Origin of the sequence: Paraburkholderia sp. CNPSo 3274, from assembly GCF_024206475.1 — a bacterium.
In the GTDB taxonomy this organism is placed as follows: Bacteria; Pseudomonadota; Gammaproteobacteria; order Burkholderiales; family Burkholderiaceae; genus Paraburkholderia.
Genome location: NZ_JAMBPR010000108.1, coordinates 1 through 18368, shown reverse-complemented (window position 1 = coordinate 18368; position 18368 = coordinate 1). Strand labels below are relative to the sequence as shown.

The 18368-nt window shown below is 63.9% G+C and carries 19 protein-coding genes and 3 pseudogenes; 6 read left to right on the top strand and 16 right to left on the bottom strand.

The annotated features are described in order from the left end of the window. A pseudogene (locus M3I54_RS39935) lies at positions 1–145 on the bottom strand (IS256 family transposase); the annotation flags it as partial. A gap of 102 nt (positions 146–247) precedes the next feature. Here M3I54_RS39935 and M3I54_RS39930 point away from each other — a divergent pair. Together M3I54_RS39930 and M3I54_RS39925 are read left to right on the top strand one after the other, a co-directional pair. Then, positions 248–592, top strand: a pseudogene (locus M3I54_RS39930) (penicillin acylase family protein); the annotation flags it as partial. Between the two features lie 157 nt (positions 593–749). Then, entirely contained in the window at positions 750–2306 is a 1557-nt protein-coding gene (locus tag M3I54_RS39925) for a methyl-accepting chemotaxis protein (RefSeq protein WP_254345592.1), read from the top strand. A gap of 71 nt (positions 2307–2377) precedes the next feature. Here M3I54_RS39925 and M3I54_RS39920 read toward each other — a convergent pair whose 3' ends face one another. Beyond that, a complete protein-coding gene (locus M3I54_RS39920) occupies positions 2378–3976 on the bottom strand; it encodes an EAL domain-containing protein (RefSeq protein WP_254345591.1) in 1599 nt (532 codons plus the stop codon). Positions 3977–4246: 270 nt separating this feature from the next. Here M3I54_RS39920 and M3I54_RS39915 point away from each other — a divergent pair, with 270 nt between their 5' ends. Both M3I54_RS39915 and M3I54_RS39910 read left to right on the top strand, forming a co-directional pair. Then, positions 4247–4759: a hypothetical protein gene (locus M3I54_RS39915; RefSeq protein ID WP_254345590.1), complete on the top strand. Its 513-nt coding sequence runs from the start codon at positions 4247–4249 to the stop codon at positions 4757–4759. Between the two features lie 41 nt (positions 4760–4800). Next, positions 4801–5697, top strand: a complete 897-nt coding sequence (locus M3I54_RS39910; RefSeq protein WP_254345589.1) for an ATP-dependent Clp protease proteolytic subunit — start codon at positions 4801–4803, stop codon at positions 5695–5697. Here M3I54_RS39910 and M3I54_RS39905 read toward each other — a convergent pair. The 13 genes and pseudogenes from M3I54_RS39905 to M3I54_RS39845 form a co-directional block, all read right to left on the bottom strand. Then, a complete protein-coding gene (locus M3I54_RS39905; protein WP_254345588.1) occupies positions 5694–6584 on the bottom strand; it encodes a transporter substrate-binding domain-containing protein in 891 nt (296 codons plus the stop codon). The genes M3I54_RS39910 and M3I54_RS39905 overlap by 4 nt on opposite strands. Further along, on the bottom strand, positions 6577–7437 hold the full coding sequence (locus M3I54_RS39900; protein ID WP_254345587.1) for an ABC transporter permease: 861 nt from the start codon (positions 7435–7437) through the stop codon (positions 6577–6579). Before M3I54_RS39900 ends, M3I54_RS39905 begins: the two co-directional genes overlap by 8 nt. Next, a complete protein-coding gene (locus M3I54_RS39895) occupies positions 7430–8272 on the bottom strand; it encodes an ABC transporter ATP-binding protein (RefSeq protein WP_254345586.1) in 843 nt (280 codons plus the stop codon). Before M3I54_RS39895 ends, M3I54_RS39900 begins: the two co-directional genes overlap by 8 nt. Further along, positions 8269–8994 carry an ABC transporter substrate-binding protein gene (locus M3I54_RS39890; RefSeq protein WP_302059334.1) on the bottom strand — a complete coding sequence of 242 codons (726 nt, stop codon included), beginning with the start codon at positions 8992–8994 and terminating at the stop codon, positions 8269–8271. The genes M3I54_RS39895 and M3I54_RS39890 overlap by 4 nt, the downstream gene beginning before the upstream one ends. Further along, positions 8936–10384 (bottom strand): 3-deoxy-D-arabino-heptulosonate 7-phosphate synthase, encoded by a 1449-nt coding sequence (locus tag M3I54_RS39885; RefSeq protein ID WP_254345584.1) that lies wholly within the window; start codon positions 10382–10384, stop codon positions 8936–8938. The genes M3I54_RS39890 and M3I54_RS39885 overlap by 59 nt, the downstream gene beginning before the upstream one ends. A 64-nt stretch (positions 10385–10448) precedes the next feature. Further along, positions 10449–10976 (bottom strand): DUF6496 domain-containing protein, encoded by a 528-nt coding sequence (locus tag M3I54_RS39880; RefSeq protein ID WP_254345583.1) that lies wholly within the window; start codon positions 10974–10976, stop codon positions 10449–10451. A 68-nt stretch (positions 10977–11044) separates the two neighbouring features. Next, positions 11045–11634 (bottom strand): annotated as a pseudogene (locus M3I54_RS39875) (substrate binding domain-containing protein). Between the two features lie 348 nt (positions 11635–11982). After that, entirely contained in the window at positions 11983–13521 is a 1539-nt protein-coding gene (locus M3I54_RS39870) for a transglycosylase SLT domain-containing protein (RefSeq protein WP_254345582.1), read from the bottom strand. 94 nt (positions 13522–13615) lie between these two features. Continuing rightward, the gene (locus M3I54_RS39865) at positions 13616–13996 is read right to left on the bottom strand and encodes a hypothetical protein (RefSeq protein ID WP_254345581.1); all 381 of its coding nucleotides are present in this window, start codon (positions 13994–13996) and stop codon (positions 13616–13618) included. A 73-nt stretch (positions 13997–14069) separates the two neighbouring features. Next, the gene (locus tag M3I54_RS39860) at positions 14070–14507 is read right to left on the bottom strand and encodes a hypothetical protein (RefSeq protein ID WP_254345580.1); all 438 of its coding nucleotides are present in this window, start codon (positions 14505–14507) and stop codon (positions 14070–14072) included. A gap of 119 nt (positions 14508–14626) precedes the next feature. Beyond that, positions 14627–14893 (bottom strand): pentapeptide MXKDX repeat protein, encoded by a 267-nt coding sequence (locus tag M3I54_RS39855; RefSeq protein WP_254345579.1) that lies wholly within the window; start codon positions 14891–14893, stop codon positions 14627–14629. Between the two features lie 96 nt (positions 14894–14989). Continuing rightward, a complete protein-coding gene (locus tag M3I54_RS39850; protein ID WP_254345578.1) occupies positions 14990–15766 on the bottom strand; it encodes a molybdopterin-dependent oxidoreductase in 777 nt (258 codons plus the stop codon). A 56-nt stretch (positions 15767–15822) separates the two neighbouring features. Then, positions 15823–16461: a cytochrome b/b6 domain-containing protein gene (locus M3I54_RS39845; RefSeq protein ID WP_375542293.1), complete on the bottom strand. Its 639-nt coding sequence runs from the start codon at positions 16459–16461 to the stop codon at positions 15823–15825. Positions 16462–16880: 419 nt separating this feature from the next. Here M3I54_RS39845 and M3I54_RS39840 point away from each other — a divergent pair, with 419 nt between their 5' ends. Then, positions 16881–17426, top strand: a complete 546-nt coding sequence (locus tag M3I54_RS39840) for a sigma-70 family RNA polymerase sigma factor (RefSeq protein WP_254345577.1) — start codon at positions 16881–16883, stop codon at positions 17424–17426. Then, the gene (locus M3I54_RS39835) at positions 17423–18064 is read left to right on the top strand and encodes a DUF1109 domain-containing protein (protein WP_254345576.1); all 642 of its coding nucleotides are present in this window, start codon (positions 17423–17425) and stop codon (positions 18062–18064) included. The genes M3I54_RS39840 and M3I54_RS39835 overlap by 4 nt, the downstream gene beginning before the upstream one ends. Positions 18065–18097: 33 nt before the next feature. Here M3I54_RS39835 and M3I54_RS39830 read toward each other — a convergent pair. Next, positions 18098–18368: chloride channel protein (locus M3I54_RS39830; RefSeq protein WP_254340261.1), on the bottom strand; the 271-nt coding region annotated here is incomplete at its 5' end.

The following is an 18368-nucleotide window of genomic DNA, read 5'->3' as shown; positions in this document are numbered from 1 at the left end:
CCATCAGCTCTGCCAGCTCCGCTTCGATCGCTTGCTGAATCACTTGCCGCGCCCCGTGACGAACCAATTCGTCCAGACCAAGCCCGACTCCCGATAGACCGACGACTGCTTTTTCCGTATCCTTGCTCATGGTGGATGGTTTGATTTTTTGCTGGTTTCCGACTTCGACAATCAGATTCTCAGTTGAAACCTCCACCGCCTTCAACTTCCCGCCTCAACTCCCCCGTACACCAGATTCGACTTTAGCTCGCGCTGGGGCGAGCGCAACCGCTCGGCCATTGCGCATCCGTTCGCGCGCATGGTGCCGGCGTGGCTGCCGTGGCTTCGTGGCTGGCTCAGCGCGCCGCATGACCCGCTGCCGGGCGACATCAACATGCCGCGCGTGCAGACGCCGGTGTTTGGCGCGTCCGAGCGTTTCGCGGTGTCGCCGGGGCGCGAACAGGACGGCATCTTCGAGATGCCGGGCGGGCAGTCGGGCAATCCCATGTCGCCGTATTTCATCGCGGGACATGAAACGTGGGTGCATGGCGACGCGGCGCCGTTCCTGCCGGGTACAGCGGTGCATACGCTGAAGCTCGTGCCGGCGGGTTAGCAGAAGTCCGCTCACGCCGCTAGAAGCGCTGGCTGATGCTTCCTATATCCGTTTCCCTCCTACCCTTGGTCGGGTGATTGAGTCAAGCTTGCCGCGCTCGCGTCGAGGCACTTCTCGCCGAGAGCCACATAACAGGCAATCGAACAAGGGGACAGCCATGAAGTGGCTCGATCGTATGACGGTGTTCAAAAAGCTGCTGACAGCATTCGCCGTTGTGATCGTCTTTGCGGTGGCCGTCGGTGTCGCCGGCGTTTCGTCGCTGGCGTCGATGCATGACATCGCCGATGAAATCTGCAACCGGCACATGAGCGGCCAGTTCTGGCTGGAGGAAGCGGCCCGAAGCAAGCTGAGCACCGACCTCGACGCCGCCAATCTGGGCTACGCCGACGAAGCGGGACGCAATCGTCTGAAGGAAGACATCGTCGCGCAACTCAAACGCATGCATGAATCGCTGGACCGCTATGCCGGCGCAGGCGTATCGGCCAGCGACCGCTCCCGTTACGACGACGTGCTCAGGAAAACCTCGGCATGGGAGGCGATCGTGCATCAGCAGATCGGTTTCGAGCCCGTGCCCGCGGGCGTGGACAACGCCGAACTCGTACGCCGCGCCATTGCGGCGAGCGTCGCCTTGGGCGACAGCGTCGCCGCGCTGATCGATTCGCTGCAACTTGAGGCGAAGAGCGCGCAGACCGAAGCCACGGCGCAATTCCGGCACATGCGCACCCTTATCATGGCGATTCTGCTAGGGGCGGTCGCGACCGGCGCGTTGCTGGCCTGGTTGATTTCGCAACGGCTTTCGCGCCAGCTGGGCGGCGAGCCGGTTCATGCCATGGAAATCGCAGGGCGTATCGCGGCCGGCGATCTTTCGGTGTCCGTAGAAACGCCTCGCGGCGATTCTGGCAGCCTGCTGCACGCACTGGGCGAGATGCGTGTGCAGCTCACCGGCATCGTCGCCAACATTCATGACTCTAGCGGTTCCATCCTGCTCGCCGCACGCGAAATCTCGCAAGGCAACACGGACCTCTCGCAACGCACCGAAGAGCAGGCGGCGTCGCTCGGCGAGACCGCGACGAGCATGGAGAAACTGACCTCGACCGTGCGGCAGAACGCCGAGAACGCGAGACAAGTGAGCGGGCTCGCCCGCGGCGCGTCCGAAGTCGCGGCGCGCGGCAGCGAGCTGGTGAGCGAAGTGGCGAGGACGATGAGCGAGGTGGCGCAGGACGCGAAGCGCATGACCGACATCATCGCGACCATCGAGAAAATCGCCTTCCAGACCAATATTCTGGCGCTCAACGCCGCTGTCGAGTCGGCGCGCGCTGTCGAGCAAGGTCGTGGCTTCGCGGTCGTGGCGGGCGAGGTGCGCGCGCTCGCGCAGCGCAGCGCGGCTTCGGCGCGGGAGATCAAGGAGCTGATCGAAGCCTCGACGGCGGGCATCGCAAACGGCGCCACGTTGGCGCAGCGCGCGGGCGCGACGATGGTCGAGGTGACGGCGGCCGTGCAGCGCGTCACGGACATCATGGGCGAGATCGTCGCCGCCTCGGGCGAGCAGAGCACGGGCATCGAGCAGGTCAATCGCGCGGTCGCACAAATGGACCAGGTCACGCAGCAAAACGCGGCACTCGTCGAGCAGGCGGCCGCTGCGGCCAGCTCGATGGCCGATCAGGCGGCGCAGTTGCAGCAGGCGGTGGCGGTTTTCAGGTTCGCGGGCGCTTGACGTGAAAGCCGGTGCGGTAGCGATTGCTGCGGCCTCGCGGATAGATGGCAGTCGAAAGTAGCGTTGAATTGTCAACTGAAGCTCGCCGGCATGCTGTTCGCCTCGCGCGGCGCACGATGCTTGCCCAGCCATTTCGCGAGATCGGCGGCGGACATCGCCTTCGAGTAGTACCAGCCCTGGCCATACTGGACGCCCTTACTGCGCAGCCACGTCACCTGTGCGCCCGACTCCACACCTTCGGCGACGATTTCCAGACCCAACTCGTGGGCCATCGAAATGATGTGCGGCGCGACGACGCTCGAGGCGGTATCCTGGACAATCGTATCGACGAACGACTTGTCGATCTTCAGCACATCGACCTCGAAGGTCTGCAGATACGACAGGCTCGAGTAGCCGGTTCCAAAGTCGTCGATATAGATGGGATGGCCCGCGGCCCGGAACGCCGCAATGACACCGCGCGTCGCTTCTGCGTTCATGAAGCTGCGCTCCGTCGCCTCGATGCGGATTTGTGCGGGCGCGATGCCGGTCCCTTCGAGCGACGCGGTAAGCAGGTTCAGAAAGCGCAAGCTCTGCAGATCCTCGCCGCTCACGTTGATCGAGACATAAAACGCGGGATTCGCCGTGAGCAATTTTCCTAGCTGCGCGATTGTCTTTTCGAGCACGAGATCGGTCAAAGGCTGAATGAGGTGATTGTCTTCGGCCACGCGCACGAAGACCTCGGGCGAGATCGCGCGTCCGCTCAGTGTCCACCGCACCAGCGCTTCGGCGCCTGCACATTGGTTGTCGGCGAGCCGCACGATGGGCTGGAAAACCACGTCGAGCTTGCGCCGGGCAATGGCCCAGTGCAGCGTTGCAGGGAACGAGAGTTGCCGCGAAATGCGCTTGTATGCGAGCCAGCCAAGCGCAGCGCCCGCGAACACGCCGATGGTCAGCCACGCGGCGAGCAGCTTGGGCCAGTCGCCCGCAGCGCTGCTGCGCGGCGACTTCACCACGACGCCGAGCGGCCGTGTCGACGATCGGGCGACAGCGTAATTCCAGTCATCGCTGCTCACTTTGCCGCTGCGCTTCCACGCATCGAGCATATCGTCCGGATCCGCGCCGGCGGAGACTGCGAGGAGCCTTCCCGTCGAAATCTGGATCACGGCGATAGGGCGCCTCGCCGGATCGATGAGATCGACATAGGATCCCGGGTCGATGGAGACGTAGTGGCCATTGCGGCCAAACTGAATGTCCTTGCGGACGTCGCTTAGCGGGTTCTTCTGCTGGAACCACACCAGGTAGCCGTCGTTGCTGCGATAGTCGGGCGGCGGCAGCGTGAGATCCTTGTTGCGCACGTCGCCAAGCAGCGGAGAGCAGAGATAGTGCCCGTCGGCGTACGCGCCAGCATCCTGAACATAGCGGTAGTTGTAGATGACACGCGCGGCCTGTTCGAGGTTGGACGTCGAACAGGGCGCGCCCTGTTCCCGGTCCAGGTCGGAGAGGGCGGCAAAGGCCTGGTACGTGACGAGGTCCGTGCGCATGACCGCCTTGTCGGCGAACTCCCTGAGTTCAGCGCGATCGCGCCGCTGGACGTCCTTGTTCGCGACGTAAAGACTCGTGAAAACGGGGACGAGGGTGGCGAGGCACCCGAGTGCGACCGAAGCGGAAATCAGCGTGATGCGCTTGATCATTTCGCACCCCGGGGGGATGGAACGTTAGGCAACGAGCCACAGGCTGGACGCACACGTGCGGCGGCGCCTCCGATGCTCGGGAGCCCGAACATCAGAGCAAAGCATACTCTTCGGCGCTTCGTTTTCAACGGGCACACGCGTTGGCAGCGCTTCCGCCGGCGCCCCCACGATTGTCTTGCCGGTAGGACCATGGTCCGATTGTCCGCGTCCCGCACGGCCGGCATGATCAGTACATGTTGCTCGCCAGGTTCGCTGCTCGGGGGAGCGTGAATGGGGACTCTGTCCAGGTTCGTGAAGCACGCGTGGCTTGCCGCTGCGGTGGCGCTGGTGGCCGGCTGCGCCCAGCCGTGGCAAAGCATTGAGCCCGGCACCGATCAGTCCGCGTTGATCGCGCGTCTCGGGCCGCCGCGCGAAACCTATAACCTGCCGGACGGCGGCAAACGGCTTATGTGGCCGACCCAGCCGATGGGGTCGACGAACACCGTTGCCGATGTCGACGCGAGCGGCAAGGTCGTGAGCGTGCGTCAGGTCTTGCAGGAGAGCGAGTTCTATCGCGCGAAAGTCAACGAGTGGACACGTAACGATGTCCTGATCAATTTCGGCCGGCCCGCGGAGACGGCATACTTTTCGCGCATGCAGCGGGAAGTCTGGTCCTACCGCTACATCGAGAACAACATCGATTTCATGATGTTTCACTTCTACTTCGACGATCAGGGCATCTTGCGGCTCACGCAGAAGACGACTGATCCGATGCGCGACCGGAACCTGAGGCGCGGGTTCTAAGCCAGGTTCCGTTCAGAGGCGTGCGCCGCACGGAGGCGCGTATGCGTAACGCCCGGCATTGGACGACCCAGCACCGCCTCACGCGTACGTGGCTATTTGCTGCGCTGCTCATGCTGCCGGGCGTCTTGTGGGCCATGGAGTTCAAGATCTACTACCAGCCCGATCTGAAACTGAAAATGGTGATCGGGAAGGGAAAGATTCAGAGCGGCGACGCCGAAGGGTTTCTTGCGGCCGCCAGTCTTGCCGACCGTGATAGCGAAGGACTCGTTCCCCTGGTCCTGGATAGCCCCGGCGGAAATGTCGAAGCGGCTTTTCGCGTCGTGGATGCAATGGATCAGGTCAGGGTCTATACGATCGTTCCGGATGATGCAAGGTGCGCGTCCGCATGCGCCTCGATTCTGTTCGCCTCAGGGGAGCGTAGAAGTGTCATGGGCACGGGACAGCTTGGCTTTCACAGTTGTTATCGGCGCGCCGGGAGCACCTATGCCGAGGACTCGCTCTGCAACGAAATCATCGCCGCGAATGCCATGCAACGGGGCGTGAGCCACGCCGGCATCAATCGCTTCGTCAAGCAATATGGCGCGGCAGAGATGGCGTGGGTCGGGCGCAATATCGCATGCACCTTGCTTCACGGGCTTTGCAGGCCGGGGCTGCTGGAAACGCAACCCGCAACGAAAGCGGCGCTGACGCGAAGCTTCAATTGCAGCGAACTCATATCCGCACAGGCGCAGCTTGTTTGCGGAGATTCGCAGCTTGCCAGCATCGATAAAACCATGGCCGAAGTCTTTAACCAGAAGCTGAAGGTATCGACGAACAAAGGCCGGCTAAGAGCCGAGCAACGAGCATGGCTTCGAAACTCACGCAATGCGTGCGGTGACAAAGCGTGCCTGTTGAAAAGCTATCAGCTTCGCGTGGCCGAACTGAAGCGGCGCGACTAGTGGCAATACAAGTCGTTTTCCGCGTTGAACATGTCGAACGCGAGGCTTATCGCCTGATCTTTGCGCACGGTCGCCAGCCACCGGCTACGTCGCCATTCCGTCACCGTATCGCTGACGAAGACAGCGCTTGCCGCGTCGCCCGCGCGCGTCGCGATGAACGCGGCCTGCGCAGCGATCGTTCCGGGTAGCGGCCGATAGTAGGACCAGTCCGCCTGCTTGAGCAGCGCCTCGATCACGAACTCGTCGTCGACCAGGGCGGCGCAATCGCCCGCCTGGAACGCCAGCAGGGCATCGAGCGGCCGGTCGAAACCGTGCACGTTCGCGTGGAACTCGCGCTCTGCGCGCTCTGCATACGGGTTGCCTTGCGATGCGCAAATCGCGCGGTTGCGCAGGTCGCGCCATGTCCGCACGCTGCCATGGCCCAGGACGAGCGCCATGCCACGGCCGCTCGAATACGAAGCCGGTGCGAACGCAACCCGCGCGTCGGGCGAGAAACTCAGGCCGGCAATGGCGGCATCGGCTTTGCCCGACTGCAGGGCGCCACGCGCGGCGGCCGGTTCGGCCAGCAGGAGCTGCACGGGCAGCCCCGCGCGGCGAGCGAGGTCAGAAGCGAGCGCCGCCGCGAACGGATCGGGCGCGCGCACCGTGCGGTCGACCTTGCCGACGTAAAGCGCAGGCGCGGGGCGCGGGGGCACCGCCACGATCAGCACGCCGCGCGCTGCCGCAGCGGCGAAAGGCCGGTCTCTGTCGAGAAGGGTGCGTGGAAAGTCGTTCTTCAGCGCCCACGCGAGCAGCGTGAGCAATGCGAGCGTGGCCGTTAGCGCGGTGGCCGGCCAGCGCAAGCGCCGCGGAACGGTTGAGGCGTCGAGTGGAGCGTTCCTAGCCATTCTGCGCGAGCCCGACGCGCCAGCGCAGCAGTTGCCGTTCGAGGATCGACAAGCTCTGATTGATCAGCAGTCCAAAGATGGCGAGCAGAACGATGCCCGCGTACATGTCGGGAATCTGAAACGTCTCCTGCGAATTGAGCGTATAGAAGCCGAGCCCCGAACGCGCCCCGATCATTTCCGCCGCCACCAGCGCGGTAATGCTGTAGGCGCCCGCCAGACGCATGCCCGTGAGGATCTGCGGTAGAGCCGCCGGCAGCACGACCCTGGTCGCGATAAAGCGCTGCGAAGCGCCCATCGAGCGCGCGCAGTCGATCAGCACGCGCTCGACCTGCTTCACACCCGCGATGGTATTGAGCAGGACCGGCCAGAACGCGGCCCACACGACAATGGCGATCTTCGACGACTCGCCAATGCCGAGAAACAGCATGAAAACGGGAAAGAGCGCGAAGGCCGACACCTGTCGCAGCAGCTGAAAAACGGGATCGACAACGCGCTCGACGCGTTGGAACCATCCCAGCAGGAAGCCGCATACAATGCCGCCGGCCACGGCGAGCAGCAAGCCGCCAATGGAGCGCACGGCACTCGCGCCGATATGCGTCCACGCGTCGCCGTTTTCGAAGAGCCGCGCGATGGCGAGGGCGACCTGTGAAGGCGGGCTCAGATAGGCCGCGTTGACCACGCCGAGTCTGGGCAACAACTCCCACAACAGCAGGAAGGCGACGAGCGCGCTCGAGCGCTCCACGCCAACGCGAAGGCGCGCGAGGGACGCGCCAGCGCGGACGCGCCGCACGCCGCGCGGTAAAAGAACGGGCGATTCGCGGACCGCGCCTGGGTCGGACATCGAATCAGACATGATCGGCTCCCGTCAATGCATGGGTTTGCGGCGGTGCGTCGAGTCGCGTGTCGAGTTCCGTGCTGAGGCTTGCCCATGCGCGCTGACGCAGCGCGACGAACGCCGCCGAGTGACGCAGCGCGGCGTCGCGCGGGCGCGGCAGATCGACGTCGATGATCTCTTTCACACGGCCGGGGCCGCGTCCGAGAATGGCGATGCGATCGGAGAGAAAGATCGCCTCGTCGATGCTGTGCGTGACGAACACGACGGTCGTGGCGCTTTGCTCCCAGATCGAGAGCAATTCCTGCTGAAGCAATTCACGCGTCTGCGCGTCGAGCGCGCCGAACGGCTCGTCCATCAGCAGAATCTCAGGACCATAAGCAAGCGCGCGCGCGATGGCTACGCGCTGGCGCATGCCGCCGGAAAGCTGATGTGGATAGTGATTCGCGAACTCCAGCAGGCCCACGAGGCGCAAAAAGCGTTCGGCCTCGCTGCGCCGCTCGGCGCGCTTCATGCCGCGAATTTCGAGTCCCGCTTCCACGTTCTTGCGCACGGTGCGCCACGGAAAGAGCGCGTAGCCCTGAAACACGAAGCCGAGCTTTTGCCGCACGGCGCTCACGGGGTCGCCGTCCACGCGAATATCGCCCGAGGTTGGCGGCGTGAGGCCGGCGAGCACGTTGAGGAAGGTCGACTTGCCGCAGCCGCTCGGGCCCAGCAGCGAAAGGAATTCGCCTTCGCGCACGGCGAGATCGAAGCGCTTGAGTACCGTATAGTGCGTGTCGGTTTGCGCATTGGTATAGGTGAGCGAGAGATCGCGCGCGACGATCTTTTCGCGTAGCCCGGTTACCGTGCTCACGAGCGTGTTCCGTTCGGTAAGGCCGTCGCGCTGGCCTGTGCCTCGTGTTTCGCAAACGGATTGAAGTCGTTCGTATAGACATCCTTGACGTTGACCTTGCCCTTTGGAATCTTGCCGGCCTGTTCGAGTATGTCGATGTAGTACTGGATGGGCGGCTCCGTGACCACGAGATCCTTCACGTAGGCATAGCGCTCCACGAGCCGAACGTCGATGCCGAGCCGCTCGGCCGTCAGCTTGCGCGCTTCGTCGGGATGCGCATTGACCCAGTTGCCCGCCTTCGCGATTGCCGTGACGAAGTCGCGCACCGCCTGCGGGTGAGCGCGGGCGAACGCGCCGTTCACGCTATAGGGCGCCATGCCGCCGAGACCGTGGTCTTCGTCCCAGTCGCTCCACAGCTTGCGCAGTTGCGGATCGGCTTCGGCCGAGCCGGAAAACGGCGGATGAATGATCGCGACGTCCACGTTCTTCGTGACGAGCGCCTGCTCGGACTGATTGTCGGGCACGACGAGCCAGTTCACCTTCGAGACATTCACGCCGTGCAGTTCGCATCGACAATGCGCCAATCCGGCTACTTCTGCTGTTGCTTCGAAATATCCGCTGCTGCTGCCATCCTGCTTTTCGCTCGCGCCGCGCCGCTTGCGAGCTCTCTCGGACGCACGCACGTCAACAAGGCCGTTCGTTCGCCGTGTATTGCGGAGGCCCCGGCGGACACCCTGTTGCATCGCGAATCGTGACCGTCAGGTCTTCGGGGTGCACCATCAATTCGCGCACGAGGCGCAGCATCGAATACTGATCGAGCACGGCATGCCAGCGCGGCGATTGCGTGAGTTGCTGCCAGACAGCCTCCAGTATTTCCGGGTCTGCATGTCGCCCGTCCCACTGGGCGCTGGCGTATTCAAGGCTCGCCGGTGCGGACAAAAGCTGCATGCGGCTTGCGGCATTGAGCATTCGCGGAGCGCCTTCGGCCGGCGCATCGCAGCAATAGAGGACGGCTTTGAGCAAACCGGACTCGTCGATGCCTTGAGCCCGTAGCGATGCGCCGTGCAGTCGTACCGGCCCCTGCTGGGTCTCGAACGAATACACGACGTTCTCTTCGGCGTGCGCAAGCAAGCGCAAACCGCGCATGAGCCGCGGGAGGTCGGTCGTTGCGGACTCGACGGATGCCTTCGCTTCGACGAGCAGGCGCACGTTCCAGACGGGCGCGATATCGAGGGTCTTCGCGTGCAGCCGCTCCAGCAGGACCACGTCCCATTCCGTTTTGGCTCGCTCGTGCTTGCCCGGTATCGAGGCCGGCACGCGCATTGAACTCACGACACGGTACGCGTGCGGGTTCTCCTGCGCTACGTTGAGCCTTTGAGCCAGTGCTTCGAGCGCCTCTACGGCCAGCGCTTCGACAGCAGCGCCGCGACGCTGCGACGCCCGGCCTTGCGCCACGGCCGCCGGTGTGCCCGGCCGCGGTCCATACGCATCCAGCATTGATACGTACTGTTGCACGAGTGGGTCGGACGCCAGGGATTCGAGCCGGCACAAGCGCGCAAGTGCCGGACTGTCCCGCAGATCCGCCAGCGCGGGCTCGAAATCCGAGCCCTTCGCAAGCTCCGGCAAAACGAGGAGGTGTCGCGCGGTTTCGTGCAGTCCCGCATAGTGTGCCTCGTTGTGCGCCAAAGACGCGGACGAATGCAGCCGCGCAAGTGCTTCGCGCTGCCAGGCTTCCAGGGCGCGCTGCTGTTTGGCCGGATGCGCGATCGCATTGACTGCGGCATGGATTTGCCTGCGGTCCTGATCGGCCTGTGCCGAAAGCGACGCAAACTCGCGCACCTGGGCGGCGCGGTGCCGTAGAACCATCGCCTGAAATGCCCGGTCTCCGGAATCGGCGTACATGGCCTCGGTGATCATGGCCGCGAGCGCATCGATAAAGCACGGTTTCAACGTCGCGTCCGGTGCTCCGCCATGAGCCCTGGCTTCACGCGCCTGTTCGATGACGCGTGCCAGCGCCGTAGGCGCATTGGCGTGTCGAAGCGGCAGCGCTGAAGCCGCGGGCTCTTGCGGCAAGCGATAACGGCGTGGTACGTCGCGAAGGATCTTTTCGAGCAGCAGAGCGGATATTGACATCGGCGGATTGGCAGCATGCGCATGCGGGGCGATGAGGAACATAGTCTCATAACCCCGCGCCCCGCTAATGGCGAGCGTGCTGCGCACGCGCGGCGCGTGTCTTCGCCGCCTTTTTCGCCGCGGCGGAACGGCCCGCTGCACCCTTGGTCTGCGCAGCCTTCTTCGCCGCCACCGAACGGCTTGCAGCGGGGCGGCGCGCCGCGGCGGTCTTCGCCTGCTTCGACACGGCTTGTGGCGATGCGCCCGCCCGGCTCTCGCGCTTGAGCACTTGCGTCGTCGTGCGCGAACGTTTAGCCTTCGATTCCGTGCTCACGCGGGGCGTTTTCGCGCCGTGGCCCGCCGCGGTATCCTTTGCGGCCTTCTTGCGCGTCGCTTCGCTGGTTTTGCCGGGCGCCGGCGGTTTCAGGTCCACACCGGCGCGCCGCGCCTTCGAGAGGCCGATTGCGACAGCCTGCTTCGCGGAGCGCACGCCATGCTTGCCCGCGCGCACGCGATCGAATTCCTCCTTCACGAATTCGCCGGCCTGGGTGCTTGCGGATTTGCCCGCGCGCTTGTCCGCGCGCGCACGCTCGATCGTTTTCTTCTCGGGCATTTTGGCTCTCCTTAGTGAGTGACTCACTCGTTCCAGCAAGCGCCGTTCCGCGCATACGCGCAAAAACCTCAGACCGGAACGAAAGCCGGGCGCGGATCAGCCGCGAGGATTTCGGCGACGAAGTCGAGAAACGCGCGAGTCTTGTTCGGCAGCCGCCTGCCTGATGGATGCGCGCCATGGATGGGCAACGGCGGCGGCGCGAAATCCTGCAGCACGCTGGCGACCTCGCCGCTCGCAATCTCCGCTGCGAAGAGCCAACCCGGCGCCTGAGCCAGTCCCATACGGGCCAGGACGGCAGCGCGAATTTGCTCCGCGTCGCCGGTGCGAAAATTGCCGGACGGAACATGCAAGCCCGGCCCTTCGACGTTCCCGAAACGCCATGCCCGCGGCTCGTGCATGGGCGCGAAAACGACACAGGCATGCCGTTCGATCTCTTGTGGCAGTTCGGGCCGCCCATGCTTTTCGAGGTATTCCGGCGTTGCGACGACAACGACCGGGCTCGGGCCAGATGCCTCGAAATCATCGAGGAGTCGGCAAGCGGTCCGTTTTTGATCGAAAGATCGAAACCTTCCTCGACGAGATTGACGTTTCGCTCGGTTGCGGAAAGGTCCACGCCCACCCGCGGATATCGGGAGAAAAACACCGGCAGGTGCGGCACGACATACAGCCGGCCGAAGACTGGCGGCACGGTGACGCGGACCAGCCCGCTCGGGGACGGGGCCGTCGTTCCACAGCGAGGCGACCCAGGATGCCGTCTTGACGCGGCCTGTGCTCGTCAATGCCGCAGCAGCGTACCTTGGCGCTGCCGAGCCCACGGATGGACGCGCGTCGCCGTTGCATGCCGTTCCCCGGCGCCTGCCGCCCATCGCGCTGCAGGTGGAAATCTACGAAGGACTGCACCACGTGTTCCAGCGATCCACCCACGAGTTGCCGGGCGCGCGATATGCGTTGGATGAGGTTGCGAGATTCATCTCGCGGTGCTGGACGCCTGACGCGTGAGCATGCGTCAGCCCTGCTTGCGCACCTGCCCGATGGCGCGATCTCGCGCTGCCTGCGCCTGCTGAACGAGCCGGTAGGCGGCGTAATATTTGTAGATATTGCGCACGTAAGTGGTCGTCTCGATCCCGATCTTCTCGCCAACCACGATCTCGACGTTGTTGAACCACTTGTCGGGCGAGAGTCCCCGGGCGGCCGCTTCCTTGCGCATCTTCGCGATCCTGGCCGGGCCCGCGTTGTAGCTTGCGAACGCGAAGAGGGCGCGGTCCGAGTCGGAAAAGTGCGCATCCGGGAAGTAGCGGGACATCAGGAGGTCCAGGTATTTCGCGCCGGCATGGATGTTCGATTCCGTCACGCGGATGTCGCCGACGGCCAGCTCCTTGCCGGTTGCCGGCATGAGCTGCATGATGCCGATCGCTCCAACGTGGCTGCGAGCGCTTTGATCGAGCTGCGATTCCTGGAACCCTTGCGCGGCAAGCATCAATGGATCGAAGTGATATTGCGCGCCGTACTTTTTGAAGAGACCGACCGTTTGCGTGAAGCGCTTCAGTTCCGCGTCCTCGGTATTGCTGGTGATCTGCTTGACTCGCTGCAGTTCCTGCTGCAGGAGCACTTCCGCTAAGCTCTGCTTTTTCACGTAGCCAACGTAGAAGTCGTTGATTGCCTGCTGGAGTTTGGGACTCTTCTTGCGAATCGCCCAGCCGATATAGCCGGCGTCACGCACGGCCATGTTGTCGTGCACCACGATGCCCGGCAGCACCTGCGCCCAGAATTTCGCCTTCCAGTCGTCGACGACGAGGATCTGGACCAGCCCGACATTGAGCATCTCCATGGCGTCCTCGTCCTCGAGCGCATCGGGCAGCAATACCAGCTTCACCGGCGGCTTGCCTTCTTTTTTGAAGCGCGCGTTCAGGGCGGTGAGACTCTCGAAGTAGCTGCTGCTCGCGCGCACGTGTACGGTCTTGCCGCTCAAGTCGTCGAGTTTGGTGAGCGCTGGCGACTTCGGACCGGTGACCACCAGCTCCCGGACCGGCGTGCGGTCGTGCGGCGCGACGAAGTCGACTTGCTTCAGCCGCGTTTCGGTGGCGGTCAGATTGCCGGCGGCGATGTCTCCCTTTCCGGCAAGCAGAGCCGGAATCAGCTGGTCGCGCGTCGTCGGGATGATCACGAGCGTCAATGGACGCTTGCCGAGGCTGCTCTGGTACGTCTTGTTCAGGTAGCGCTCGAAGTCGCGCATGAGCCCGGCGGTCAGCCCGCGCTCATGACCGAGTTCGTTGAAATAGAGGGTCCGGCTGTATGGCACCAGTACGCGGATCAGCCTGCGGTCGAGCATGGCGTCGAAATCGCCAAACTTAGGCTGATTGGCGAGGTTGAGCCGGCGGGTTGCGGTGGCAGCAGGGGGCGATGGCGCACTGGCGGGCGCAGCCGTCGCAGCCTGTGACGCCACGGCTTGCGCAGGTGTTCCCTGGGCCGCGAGGCAACCTGTCGGCCAGCCGGCAATATTCACCCCGAGAGCCAGGATGATCAGCAACGTATGAACAATACGCATGGTGGCAGGGCCGAGTGTTCTGCGCCTTCCCATCATGTCACAACCGCATAAGCTGGATATGGGCCGATGGTCCTATACAGAAAGAGAACAGCCGCTACTTCGCCGATGTCATGACGTCGCAGCCGCCGTGGGAGCCGGTGTTTTTCAGGGTGAGCGTAAGCCGGCTGCCCCTGTTCGCCGTGATGATCTGCCCATAGCTCACCGTGGGAATGAACTGGATATCCGGCGCGACTGCCACGGGAGGATTCCTTGCGCCGTCGACGGTCAGGTCGAGCTCCACTGTGACCGAGTCGATTGCGACACCCATATCCTGCTTCCGGTCGGCCTGTTCTTTCCTGAAATTGCACAGGCCCTCGAGAACTTGCTGAAGGGCGGTCGGGATATCAACTGGCTTGCCCGGCGGGATCGGCGGCGTGTTGCAGCCGACGATCATGAATGGCAAAGCGCAAAGGACCACATATCGGCAGGCGCGCATCGGGTTCCCCTTTGATGAGCCGAAGGACGGCTTTGTCGAAGGGTGCCACGCGCGGACCCCCAGTCAATCGGACCTAGGTCCTAGGCGGAAGCCCGCTTCGCCTCGTGAAATACCCGATCAAGCGTGCCCATAGCGTTCGTATGCGGCCCGCGGGGTCGTCGAACAGATACGACGCCGCGAGCGCGATCAGGCCGGACACGACCCCTGTCACAATGTGTTCGAGAACATGAATGCGATAGTGACTCGTGTGAGCGTAGGCATCGCCTATTACGGTCAGGCAGCCAACTAGCAGCGCGTTGCCATAGCGATTCGCGTACCACTTCGTCGCTGGCGTGAAGGTGAGCAGCACCGCCAGCGCGCCGGTGAACAGTCCCGTCTTGAATGCGATGGCCCAATGGGTCAGGCTCATGATGTTGCCCCAGCTCCCCGGCATGCAGGTCATGCACGCACTGGTTGGCTGCCAGAAGCGCTGGATGAACAATTTCACGCGGCGTAGCCATTCGCTTCCCATCACGTACTCCCAGTGCGGGGTGTGCGGCCCCGCGGAAATCGTGCATCGCGAGCGCACGGTGGCGATGCGCGCGCGACGCGCTCCTGGCGTAAGCCGCGCCGGGAGCGTGTTACGACGGTTCAATGCGCCATGGCGCCCGATGCCGGATGATCCATGCCCATGGCGTCGTGCTTCATCGGCTTGTTCATCTGATCATGGCTCATCGCGCCGCCGTTGCTCATTGTATCTTGCGACATGGCGCCTTTGCCCATGGTGTCCTTGTGCATCGCATCTTTCGACATGGCGTCATTCGACATCGCGCCGCTTGCCTGCGCGAATGCAGCGCTCGCGCTCATGCTCAACAGGGCGGCCGAAATGGCAATTGCTGCGAATCGGATCGTGTTCATTTGCATTGCTCCTTGCTTGCTGGGTGGAAAAAACCGTTGCCTCTTTTCGGGCGGAAGTGAAACGGAGCCGTCGCGCGAAGCGGCGGCAGGAAGACGTCACGAACCGCCGAACCAGTTGTAGCCCTGGTCGACCCAGTAGCCGCCTGGATACGTATTCGTGACGAAAATCTCGACAATGTGCTTGGGGTTCTTGTAGCCGAGCTTCGTCGGCATGCGCAGCTTCATCGGATAGCCGTATTTCGCGGGCAGGCGCTCGCCGTCGTAGTCGAAGGCGAGCAAGGTCTGCGGATGCAGCGCCGTAGCCATATCGACGCTTTCGTAGTAGTTGTCGGCGCAGCGAAAGCCCACGTATTTCGCGGTGAGATCCGCGTCGACCCGGCGCAGGAAATGCGCGAAAGGCGTGCCGCCCCAACGGCCTATCGCGCTCCAGCCTTCAACGCAGATATGCCGCGTGATCTGCTCGGCGTGCGGCAGCGCGTACAACTCCGGCAGCGTCCAGACGCGCTGGCCCTTGACGAGTCCGCTGAGCCTGAGCCGATAGTCGCCGCCATCGACGACGGGCGCCTCGCTTTCGCTATAGAACGCGTTGAAGGGGAAGGGGCGGGTGATCTGGGCTTCGGTGTAGGTGGGTGCGAGCCGGCTTGGATCGAACAGCCATGCCTGCACGCGATCGTTGAGCCGGGAAACAGCGGTGAGGAACGTGCTGACCGAGGCGTCGTCGGTGATCGTGCAGCCTGTCAGCAGCGAAAGACCGCCGAGCGTGAGCATGCGCTTGCCGAACAGGCGCCGTGACGGCATGTCGAGTTCGCGTCGTGCATCGGCAAGAATCGCAGCGCGGTCGATTGCGATGATCTTGCGGTCTGTCGTGTTCATCTGGAATCCTTATCGAAGTCGAAGGGCGGCGACTCAAATAACATCGATCGGCGGGTTCAGCGTCCGCGAAGCATGGTGAGCAGCGAGCGCGGCACGAGCGCGACCATCGTCACGTGAACGAGCGCGAACGCCGCAAGCACGGACATTGCGCAAAAGTGCACCACGCGCGCCCGGTCGTATCCGCCCATCAACTCGCGAAGCAGCGGGAACTGCACCGACTTCCAGATCGCAAGGCCGGAAAGCACGAGGACAACGAGATCGATGATCGCAACGAGATAGGCGAGTTTCTGCACGGCGTTGTACTGGCTCAGGTCGGCGTGAGAGAGCCGCCCCATGAGCGCGGCGCGCAGATCATGCAGCACGGCGCGTGGGCTCAGCGGGAAGAACTTCGTGCGCCAGCGGCCTGTGGCGAGATTCATGGCGAGATAGACGAGGCCGTTGAAAAACAGCAGCCACATTGCCGCGAAATGCCATTGCAGTGCGCCGCCGAGCCAGCCGCCGAGCGTGATCGACGTGGGAATGACGAAGCCAGCGAACACGGGAGACGCATCGTAAATGCGCCAGCCGGAGAACATCATGACGAGCGCCGCGAGCGCGTTGAGCCAATGCGTGACGCGCAGCCAGAGCGGCTGGATTGCGCGTGGGCGGCGCATGCGGGCTTCAAGTGCGGGCGGTTCACCGATCGACGTGTGCATGGCGATGCCTCGTTAGCGCAGAGTTGAAAGTGAATTCGCTGTGGCGCGCGCCCCGGTTACAGCGCGTCGAGCATAAATTCGCGAGACCGGGGCGGCTAAAAATAAACCGCTTTGGCTGTAACCCAACTGGCGTGGCGAGCGAACTACCCATAACGGGCGCATGCGCTCGCGCCACGCGAAAGAGGCACAAGGTGGGTTTGACTAGCACATGGGCCAGGATGACGGAAGGGGCGACGCCCGGCGCGCGCGCCGGCGGAACGCATGCCGTTGCGGCGCGCGAAGCGTTCGGCTACGCTCACGCGAACGGGCGCGAGTGCGGCGGCGCTCGTAATCGTTTTGAAAGCTCGCCATCGCAAGACCGGGCGAGCGCCATTCCCACAAGTCCGCCAACGTATAGTCGCGACAATCCAGGACGACCTTTGCACTCCGCGGAAACCCGTCTCAAAGCGCTTTTCGTCAGCGGCCTGGAAGGCGACGCGCAAGCGTATCGCGACTTCCTCGAGGAACTCACGCGCCATCTGCGCGGCTACTTGCGCCGGCGCATTCCGCAGTTGCGCGACGACGTCGAGGACCTCGTGCAGGAGATTTTGCTTGCGGTTCACAACGCGCGTCACACATGGCGCCCCGACGAACCGCTCACGGCCTGGGTGCACGCGATCGCCCGCTATAAGCTGATGGACTTTTTCCGCTCGCGCGCACGCCGCGACATGCTCAACGATCCGCTCGAAGATCACACCGATCTCTTCGCCGCGCCCGACGACGAACCCGCACAGGCGCGCCGCGATATCGGCAAGCTGCTCGAACAGTTGCCCGACAAGCAGCGCCTGCCGATCGTCCACGTGAAGCTCGAAGGGCTTTCGGTCGTGGAAACGGCGAAGCTCACGGGACTCTCCGAATCGGCGGTCAAGGTGGGTATTCATCGCGGTTTGAAGGCGCTTGCCACGCGCATCAGGGGAGCGCGATGAAAACCGACGATCTGATCAACCTGCTTGCCGCCGGCGATGCGCGCGTGGACCGCAAGGCTGTGCTGCGCCGATTCGCGCGGGCGCTGGCGCTCGGTTTCGCGGGTTCGGTCGTGCTGATGAGCGTGGTGTTCGGCGTACGGCACGATCTCATGAGTGTCATGCACACGCCGATCTTCTGGGCGAAGGTCGCGTTCCCGTTGTGCGTCGCGGCCGCGGCCGCGCTCGCGGTCAGCCGCCTCGGGCGGCCGGGCCGGCGCGGCGGCTACGCTTGGGCGCTGGTGGCGCTGCCGTTCGTCGCCGTGCTGGCGGGCGCATGGCTCGCGCTGGGCGACGCGGCGCCCGCGCAACGCATGTCGCTCGTGCTGGGCCTCACATGGCGCACGTGCCCGTTCAATATCGTGCTGCTTTCGGTGCCCACGTTTGCGGCCGTGTTCTGGGCCGTGCGCGGTCTCGCGCCCACCCGCCTGCGCGCGGCGGGCGCGGCGGCCGGGCTCTTTGCGAGCGCGCTAGCGACCATTGCGTATTGCCTCCATTGCCCGGAGATGAACCCGGCGTTCTGGAGCGTCTGGTATGTGATCGGCATGTTGTTGCCCGCCTGCATTGGCACGTGGCTGGGGCCGCGGCTGCTGCGCTGGTAACGACGCGCGCTGATCAACTCGCGTGAGCGCGCGTCACTGCTTCAGGAAGCGTTGCGCCAGGGCTTCGTAAAGCGGCGGCGCGAATAGCCTGGAAACCTGGCTCGAAACGAGCGCCGTTGCCATCAACGAGATCACGAGCGCGTGCCCGTCGATCATTTCGATGACGATGACGAACGCCGTGATCGGGCTCTGCGTGACGGCGGCCAGATAGCCGACCATGCCGAGCGCGATCAGCATCGGCAACTGCATCTGCCCGAACACCATGTGCAGCACGTTGCCGATGCCCGCGCCGATCGCCAGCGAA